General features: G+C 40.5%; 2 protein-coding genes. Both read left to right on the top strand.

The genetic code is table 11. From position 1 onward, the window contains the following. Positions 1-201: 201 nt before the first annotated feature. Positions 202-10,167: a DUF2341 domain-containing protein gene (locus tag FA048_RS06460; protein ID WP_205943428.1), complete on the top strand. Its 9,966-nt coding sequence runs from the start codon at positions 202-204 to the stop codon at positions 10,165-10,167. 68 nt (positions 10,168-10,235) lie between these two features. Beyond that, positions 10,236-10,709: a DUF4402 domain-containing protein gene (locus FA048_RS06455; RefSeq protein WP_169306819.1), complete on the top strand. Its 474-nt coding sequence runs from the start codon at positions 10,236-10,238 to the stop codon at positions 10,707-10,709. The last annotated feature ends 1 nt before the right edge of the window (position 10,710 follow it).

Here is a 10,710-nt window from a genome sequence, read left to right as displayed (position 1 = left end):
GGAACAGGCGTAAATTCAACAACGGCACAAAGTGTAACCACCAAACCTGTTTCAGGAAGGACGTATGGCTTTACCCCCCCTATACCAACAGCTCCTGGCAGTTTAACTTTTACAGGAGTAAGCGGTACGGCAATGACACTAAATTGGTCAGATCTTTCCTCCAATGAAAGAGGCTTTGTCGTTTACAGCTCTTCAGATGGAGTGAACTATTCTTTTGCAAGCCAAACCGCAGCAGGGATTACTTCTTCAGTACAATCTGGTTTAACAGCAGGGCTTACCTACTATTGGAAAGTTTATGCCGTTTCGGAAGGAGGATTAAGTTCAGCACTTAGTGGCAACCAGACTACCACTACCTTAGTATTAACTAATTGGCTACATCACAAATCAATCACTGTTGACTATACAAAAGTAGGTACAGGACCGCATACCAATTTCCCTTTGCTTATTAGTATAACAGATGTTGACTTAAAGAACAAAGCTCAAGCAGATGGTGATGATATTCTTTTTACTTCGATTGATGGTGCTAAACTTGACCACCAGATAGAAAGTTATACCAGTGCAACTGGGACACTTGTGGCGTGGGTCAAAATTCCAAGCCTATCATCTGCCGTTAATACGACTATCGAAATGTATTATGGCAATGCTTCAGCAACAGCTCAACAGAATGTTACAGGAACCTGGGATGCAAATTTCAAGGGTATATGGCACCTAAACGGCGCATTTACTGATGCAACATCAAATGCAAACAATGGAACAAATACCGGAACGATAAGCGCCACTGGAAAGATTTCTGGCGGAAGGGGATTTGTACGATCAGATGGAGCCGATTACATTACCGTTCCTGGAAAAATGGGCTCACCCACCAGTTTTACCTTAAGTGCCTGGACAAATCTTACCACAACAGATGTGAATGCTGCAGATATCATCAGCATTGCTGATAACAATGTATTAAGGTATGACGTATCCAATGGCAAAACAGCTGGTGTTTCTTACGATGGAACAACATGGAATACTACTTTATCTAGCAGCAACTATGCATCGGGATGGCATTATGTAGTTTATACATTTGATGATGTCGGTAATATTCAGCGAATTTATGTCGACGGGCAACCGAATGGTTCTGCAACTAATTTTACAACATCCCCAAATTATACGGGAGGAACAAATACCTTTTTCGGAACCCATGGCAATGGAAATACCAATATGGATTTTGATGGTACTATGGATGAAGTACGTATTTCAAATGTGAGCAGATCGGCCGGTTGGATTCTTACAGAATACAACAATCAAAACAATCCCTCAACATTCTACAGCATTGGCAGTGAGGCTTGTCAAACCATTATTTCTCAAATCCCCTCGTCCAATCTTATTTTAAATTATAAGTTCAATGGAAATGCTAATGATGAAACAGATAATGATAACGGAACACTTCAAAACGCTCCTACTACAACAAGTGATCGCTTCGGCAATGCTGTAAGTGCCTATAGTTTTAATGGCACTAATCAATATATTTCTACTGCTAAAGCATTTTCAAATCCCAGTAGCTACAGTACTTCTATATGGTTCAAAACCACAACAACGGTCGGAGGGGTACTGATTGGCTTTTCAAGTATGCAAACAGGCGTTAACGGAAACCGAGACCGCTTTATTTATATGACCGGAACGGGTACGCTGTACATAGGTGTGGCCCCCAACGCGGTTAAAAAATACGTAAGTACAACAACGGCCTACAATGATGGAAACTGGCATCTAGCCACTAGTACGCTCGGTGCCGGGGGATTAAAACTATATGTTGATGGTCTATTGGTCGGCAGCGATGGTACAGTTACCAGTGCAGAGAATTACAGTGGCTATTGGAGAATCGGTCATGACGATATCGCTAGCTGGCCCAATGAACCCACAAGTCATTATTTCCAGGGGACACTAGATGATGCCGTCATTTATCACAGGGAGCTCAATGCTGCAGAAGTAAGCATATTATACAATTCTCCTGATGGGGCCGGAAGCAATGGGCCAGTATGTGTAGGCACTACGCTTAACCTTACGGCAACAACGGTTAGTGGTGGCATTTATGCCTGGACAGGCCCTAATGGTTTTACATCTTCTTTACAAAATCCAACCCTTACCTACGGTACTGCTTATGCCGGGATTTACATGGTTGAGGTAACAACTGCAAGTTGTAGCACACCTTCTAGGGCTTATGTGAAAGTTACATCTTCTCTATCTACTGGTCAATGGATGGGTAGTGTGAGTACAGATTGGGCAAATGCTGCGAATTGGTGCGATGGGGTTGTTCCAAGTTCCACTACTGATGTAGTTATTTTAGCTACCGCAAGCAACATGCCTACCATAAGTAGTAGTGTAAGTTGCAAAAATCTCACTATAAATTTAGGCGCTACGGTAACACTTGGTAGTGCAGGCACCTTAAATATTGCTGGCACACTTACCAATAACGGAACATTTACCAATAGTGGAACTGTTAATTTTAATGGAACATCTGGTCAGCAAACTTTCTCTGGTGTATCTTCATTTTATAATTTAACACTCAGTAATGCTACTGGGCTTCTTTTACCAGCTGCGATTACAGTAAACAATAACCTAACTATCTCTGCCGGCACACTAAATGCTAACAACTTTAATATTGCAGTTAAAGGTGGTTGGACAAACAATGCATCAACTACCGCCCTTACTGCAGGAACGGCTACCGTAACATTTAATGGTACAACGGCACAAACAATAGCAGGTACGTTTGCTACTACTTTTAACAATCTTACGATTGCTAATACCGGCAATAGTGTAACTTTATCAGTAAACACGAATGTTACTGGTAATCTTTCTGTTTCAAGCGGAACATTTGATCTAGGTGCTTTCACTGCCAACCGGGTTAGTTCGGGTGGTGTACTTACTGTATCTAATAATGCAACATTAAAAATTGGTGGGACCAATACTTACCCGACCAATTATATAACCAATACATTGATTGTGGCGAGTACAGTAGAATATTCAGGTACCAACCAAAACATAGCCAACCAATCTTACGGAAATCTTAAACTCAGCAGTGCAAGTGGCGCAGCCGTGAAAACACTTCCTGCAACAGCATTAACTGTTTTGGGTAATTTAAGTAGTGTACTAGGTTCGGGTACTTCCGTTTCATTTACTGCCGCATCAGCAATTACGGTTGGCGGAAATGTGGCTATAGGTGCTTCTACTACTTTCAATGGTAGTAGTTACTTATTTAGCACAGGGGGTAACTGGGTTAACGACGGAACTTTTAATGGAAACACGAGTACGGTCACCTTTACCGGCTCTGGCACAACCGTAAGCGGATCAGGCATTCAAAATTTCAATAACCTTACTATTGCAGCCTCACTGGTTAATTTTGTCAGCAACAACATATCATTAACCGGTAACCTTGCAACTACGGGCAGTGGCTCATTCACCCAGGTTTCTGGGGGAACGTTACTAATGACAGGCACAAGTGCCACCATTAGCGGCAGTGGCATTTCTGTTGATAACCTCACAGTTAGTGGTTCTGTAAGCACTACAACGTCATTCACTCTTATGGGCAATTTGTCTGTAAGCGGAAGTTTCATTGCAAGCAACGGGGTAATAACCATGACTGGATCAACGAAAACAATTTCAGGTGTGGGTACTATAGGTTTTAGTACACTTTCTGTACCTGGGGCTATCAGTTCTACCGCCAATTTCTCCATATCTTTAGGGCTTTCGGTTAATGGCAGCTTATCTGCTACCGCAGGGACAGCAACATTTACAGGAACCTCTACACTAAGCGGAACAGCGAATCTTTATAATATTACTGTTAATGGAACATCATTACTGTTATCTGCAGGTTCAACCCTTGGGGTTGCCAATCTTTTAAGTATAACCTCAGGTACATTAGATGTAACTTCGTCGGCTCCAAATACAGTTAATTTTAACGGCACTGGCGCTCAAGGCATTAATGCCATTACTTATAGCAATCTAATGTTATCCAATGGAAACACTAAGACCGCAAGTGGAGCCTTCACCATAAATAACAACCTAACCATTGCGACCAGTACAAACTTTATTCCAGGAGGATATACACATTCCATATATGGAAGTTGGACCAATTCAGGTAATTTTACAGCTGGCACAAGTACTATTCAATTCCTTGCCAACCAAAATTCAAGTATTACAGGCTCTACTACATTCAACGTTCTAACTATTAATAAAGCAACTTCGGCTACAAGTGTAACTATACAAAGTAACATAACTGCTGCAACTGTAAACATGACGGTGGGCACTATGTATACAGCGGCAAATACACTTACCATTACAAATACTAGAACAGGCAATGGCATTATTTTAGGTAATATTAACCGAACACACGCTTTTACAACAGGTGTAGCTTATGCATTTGAAGGCCCCGAAAATACAATCAATTTTACTGCAGTTTCGGGTGTTACCAGCGTTACTGTATCTGTGGTAAAAGCACCTGTTAGTGATTTTCCGTTTGGAGGTTCTATTAGCCGGGCATATACCATTACTGTTCCAAATGGTACTTATACCGCAACTCTTCGCTTGCATTATGAAGATGACGAGTTGAACGGTAGTGTAGAATCATCCATGGCATTATGGCGTTATAATGGCACTGCATGGGTTTCTAGTGGCAAAACAGCCAACAGTACAACTGCTAATTATGTAGAACAAAGCGGATTAACAGCTATAACCAACCGCTGGACTTTTTCTGATAATTCAAATGTAATTCAGTGGAATGGAAGCGTAAGCACCAATTGGAATACAGCTGCCAACTGGACAGTATTACAGGGTTCAGCATCTGCACCACCATCTGCTACAGATATTGTAAACCTAGGAACTGTGACCTTTACCCATCAGCCTACAATTAGCAGTACTGTAAATGTTAAAAATATAAATTTTGGAGATGTACAAGCAGTATCACTTTCTATGACAAGTAGTGGTTCACTCACTTCTGGTGATATAAAAGGAATTTGGAACAATAATATAACACATACTATAAATGCCAATGACCAATCTATCACTATTAATGGCGACCTATCTCTTAGTGATGGGGTAACTGGTCATGCTATTAATCTCAATATTGGTGCAGGTACCGTAAATTTAATGGGCTCATTAAACCAGTTGGGAGGAGCAAATGTTGTATTTACAGCAGCTGGTGCTATGGCGATCTCTAAAAACTTCAATTATCTAAATGGAACGTTTACAGCTGGAAGTGGAACAGTAATTTATAATGGTACAGAAAATCAGGAGATTGGACATGTAAATTATAACAATCTTACGATAAATAAACTAGCAGGAGCAGCATTTATAAATTTCGTGACTACTATTGCCGGAAATTTTTTGGTCTCTGCAGGAGAAGCAGATATTTCTGCAGCAACCACAGTAGTAGGGAATGTGACGGTTTCTACAGGTGCAATATTGCACAATACTAATATTCTACATATTGGAGGTAATTGGAATAACAGCGGTACTTTTAATGATGATGGAATAAATGTAATATTTAACGGGGCAGGTACACAAACCATTTCAACAGCTACCTTCAACAATCTAGAAATTAATAAAACCGTTGGCACTATTGCAATTCTTAGCGGAAATGTAACATTAAAAGGAAATCTTGCCGGAACGTCAGGAACCCTTGATATACAATCGTATTTTTTTAACAGAGACGTTGTTGGTGGAACGGCTACCATTGCAAATGCTGGAACTTTAATTATTGGAGCCAATAATGCCCCTACTAAATTTTCTAACTATGCCTTGGCCGCTAGTAGTACAGTGATCTTTAACGGAACAGCTACACAGCACTTACAGCTCCCAGGCGTTACCTATGGTAATTTAATTTTCAGAAATGCCGGACTCAAAATACTCTATACAGCTATTACTGTTAACGGAGATTTAACAATAGAAACAGGAGCAACCTTTGATGGCGGCTCAAATACCATTACTTTAAATAGCAATTGGGTCAATACTGGCACTTTTACTCCATCATCCAGTACGGTTCTGTGGGCAGGTACTTCCAAAAATATTTCAGGAAATACCACCTTTAATCGGGTTACGGTTACGGGCAGTTATACTCTTTTAAATGATATCGTATTTAATACTTTACTCAACATTACCAGTACCGGGTCTTTGAGCGGAGGACCAACCATAGTTACCACTATGAATGGAGATCTCGTTAACAGCGGCATATTATATTCTCTGGGCACCACCATTTTTACAGGAAATACAGTACAAACTCTGAGCCTAATAAACGCCGTTCAAACCGTTGCTTTGAGGGTAAGCTTTAACGGTTCTATCTCACCTGTGCTCAACTCTACTTCTACTCCTCAATTTGGCTACCTTACCATTAATAATACCGGTGGTGTAAATCCAAGTTTAGATTGGACCATATTATACTCCCTTACCATAGGAAGTGGAGCTTCATTTAATGCTGGCGCTTTTACCCATAATATACTCGGTGCTGTAACCAACAATGGCACAATTAATAGCAGTGGAGTTTTAAATCTTATACCCTCAACAGCTGTTCCTATAAATCTAGGCACAAACTTTTCAAGTACAGGGACTGTAATTTTTGGGGGAACTGGTGCCATAACCCTCACCGCAACCCCCTACAATTTCTATAATATAATAGTTTCCAATACCAATGCCGCAGGCATATCTGCTTCATCCAACTGGACTATTGCAAATAACCTGACTGTAAATAGTGGCTCCATATTAAATGCAGGCACTTATACCCATATTGTTGGTGGCCATTTAGCAAACAGCGGGACCATAAACAGTGGAACTTCAACCTTCATACTAAACGGTACAAGTACACAGAACATTTCTACTGGCTCTGCCTTTAATAACCTTACAATTAATAAAGCCTCAGGACTAAGTATCCTATTGTCTGATGCATCAGTAAATGGCGTATTGAATTTCATCGCAGGCAAGATACAAACGGGTAATTACAAACTCATCCAATCCTCAACGGGAACGATTACAGGTGCAGGACAGCATACTGGCTGGGTAAATGGAAAACTTCAAAAATATATCATAACCGGAGCAACCAATAAAATATTTGAGGTGGGCGATGCGACAAACTATACCCCAGTTACTATTGCTTTTGCAAATGTGACAACCGCAGGTAATCTTACCGCAAGTACAACTGCTAGTGACCATGCTAATATAGGATCATCTGTTATAAATCCTGCATTAACAGCTAATCGACATTGGACACTAACATCCAGCAATATCGTATTTACAAGTTATAGTTTAACTGGTACTTTCGTTGCGGGTGACCTAGATAATGGAACTTCTCCAACTTCACTTATTATGGGCCAGTACAATAATGGGGAGTGGTCTTATCCAACTGTTGGTGCAAATACAACCACCACAATCCAAGCTATTAGCTTAACATCGTTTGGCGATTTCCAGCCAGGAGTAATGTTGTCATTAATAAAAACCTGGGATGGTGGTGCAGGAACAAATAACTGGGGCGATGCTGCAAACTGGAATACAAATGGCGTACCCACTTCAATTGATGATGTAGATTTGACTGGGAGCCACATCATCAATATTAATGTAGCTGCAGTTACGAAAAATTTATTACTTAATAACGCTACACTTATATTAACCCTTACCACAGGAAACTCTTTAACGGTTTCAGAAAATTTTACACTCTCTGCCGGCACATTCAATACAGCTACCATTTTCCCAACAGTAAATGGCACAGTAAATGTTGCAAATGGAACAGTAGAATTTTCTGGCAGCGCATCTCAGACTATTCCTGTCTATAATTATAATAATTTGACTAGTAGCTCTACAGGTGCCCGGGCACTAGCAAACAATGGCATTATTGGCATTGCAGGGACTTTCACACCAGGAACAAATGCCTATACCATTACCGGTAGTACAATTGATTATAACGCACCTGGTAAGCAAACCGTGTCCGCATTTAATTATAACAACCTTACTTTAAGTAATTCAGAAATAAAAACTTTTGCTATCGGAACATCTGGTATCTCCTCAACGTTAGCTATTACGGGCAGCGCATCTGCTGATGCACTTACAAATACCGCTACAATAAGCTACAATGGATCTACAAGTCAAACAGTAACCCCATTAACTTATTATACATTAGATATAGCTAGTGTTGGAAGTACGGTTTCGTTAGGAGCAAACCTAAACATTGAAGGAGACTTATCTGTAACAAGTGGAACATTTGATTTAGGAAGTTTTACAGCGAATCGACTTACCGAAGGTGGCACATTAACGGTAGCAAATGCTGCAAAGTTAAAAATCGGTGGTACAAATACATTACCGGCCAATTATACGGCACATTCAATTGGCGCTACAAGTACAATAGTATATGAGGGAACGAGCCAAGTGATTGCTGCTTTAAATAGCTCGCAAAGTTATGGTCACCTAGAGGTCTTAGGTTCAGGTGCAACACTTAATGCTGATGTAGCTGTAACGAGCAATCTAACTATTTCAGGATCCTTGAACATAAATACCCATACACTAAAAATTGGTGGGGCCATTAGCAATAGTGGAACATTTACCGCCAGCAATGGAACAATTGAAATGAATGGGACTGTAGCGCAAACAATACCTGCATCAACCTTTGCAGCAAATGCGATTAAGAACCTCACCACTAATAATGCTGCTGGAGTAATTTTACAAGGAACATTAGATCTTACCGAAATACTACTCGCAAGCAGTGGTCAATTCAATACAGGTGGACATCTTACACTGATATCTTCGGCCACTAAAACCGCACTTATTGATGGTAGTGGCTCAGGTAGTGTAACTGGAAATGTAACTATGCAACGTTACCTTGCGGCAGGTTATGGATATAAATATTTTAGTTCACCATTTCAGGCTGCTACTGTAGGTAATTTTTCGGCAACTGTTGATCTGAATTCGACCTTTGCAAATTTCTACACTTATATACAAGACAAAATAACTTCCGGCTTCACCTCCTACACTAATCCTTCAAATATCCTAACGCCCATGCATGGCTATGCGGCCGATTTTGGTTCATCAACTGCATCCAAATTAGTGAGCATAACAGGTGTTGTTAATAATGGAACCCTATCTTCTACATTGTTTAATCACAACCGTCCCTTTACACAAGGGTTTAACTTAGTTGGGAATCCTTATCCTTCTCCAATTGACTGGAATGCCGCTTCAGGATGGACCAAAACCAATATAGATAATGCAGTTTATTTCTTTAATTCGGGTACCACCAGTCAGTATACCGGCGCATACAGTACCTATATCAATGGTGTTTCAAGTGATGGAATTGCAGGAAATATTATTGCATCAATGCAGGGCTTTTTCATCCACGTAAGCGATGGCAGTTACCCGGTATCAGGTACACTTGGCTTTAACAATAGCGTAAGGGTTAATGACCTGTCGCCTATCTTCCATAAATCGACTTTTAGTTCGGTGACAAAAGGCAATAACCAAAAACCTCGCATTTTACTACGGTTAAGTGCAAATTTTTCTGGCCAAGAACTTTCATCTGATCCTTTAGTTGTTTATACCAATGAGTTTGCAGGTCCTGCTTTCGATCAAAATTTAGACGCCATAAAGCTCATGAATAGCAATGAGCAATTGCCCAATTTATATTCAATAGCTACAGATTTATCTAAGCTGGTTATAAACTCAATGCAAGATTTTGATAGCCTTACCGTTATTCCACTGGGTGTACAAACTGCTAAAGACGGGTTAGTTACTTTTAATCTGCGCAACGTCGAAAAGTGGCCTTCTTATTTACGCCTATACCTAAAAGATGAGGAAAGTGGTATTAGCCATGACCTACAGCAAAATGCAAAGTATGCTATAAATTTAGAAAAGGGCACTTATGAAAATCGTTTTTCATTACAGTTCCGTGCTACCGGTAAACCCTCAGTAATCACTAGTGGCACAGATGAATATATTGTATTTGGATCTAATGGAAACCTCCAGGTGCGCATTAGACTTGTTAAAGAACAAAAGGGATATTTGGTAATTAGTAATATGCTCGGACAACTTATTTCGCGGAGGCCGATTAACGGAAATGGAGATTATCCATTGGATGGACTCTCACCAGAAACGATATATTTAGTTAGCTTTATTACTCCAACAGGCACACACACTAAAAAAATACACATCAGCAAATGAAGATAAAGGCATATATTTTTAACCACTGGCTGGTTATCTTGCGCTGTTCGGCATTGATACTGCTGTTTATGGATTTAAAATCCTATGCGCAAAGGCCAGCTATAATGGCTATTGAACAACCGCCTCGTCCGGTGGTGGTGTATGTCAATCCGGCACAGGGATTAAATTTCGGCGCCTTTTACCAAAATGGTTCTGGAGGCAGTGTAATTATCTATCCAAATGGATCTAGATCAACTACCGGAAGTGTAATTCAAACCAGTCAGGGCTTCTCCTTCTCGCCAGCTATCTTTGAGGTTGATGCCGAACCTGGAACAGTTGTAACTATTAGTAATGGCCCAGACGTGAACCTTACGGGTAGCAATGGAGGTACCATGGTTTTACAAATTGGGAGTTCTGACCCAGTTAGTCCTTTTGTAACAACAGCAGCATCTCCTGGTCGAACGCAGGTAAGAATTGGAGGCACGTTAACCGTTGGGAGTCCTTTGGCCAATCCGCCTGGAAATTATAGTGGAACTTTCTCTGTTACATTTATACAGCCATAAT

The organism is Pedobacter polaris (assembly GCF_005116505.1).
Taxonomy (GTDB): domain Bacteria; phylum Bacteroidota; class Bacteroidia; order Sphingobacteriales; family Sphingobacteriaceae; genus Pedobacter; species Pedobacter polaris.
This window is presented reverse-complemented; position numbering and strand designations above follow the sequence as displayed.

Excerpts from the sequence above, each read along its gene's own strand:
- FA048_RS06455 (WP_169306819.1), top strand. The coding sequence starts at position 10,236 with ATGGATTTAAAATCCTATGCGCAAAGGCCAGCTATAATGGCTATTGAA.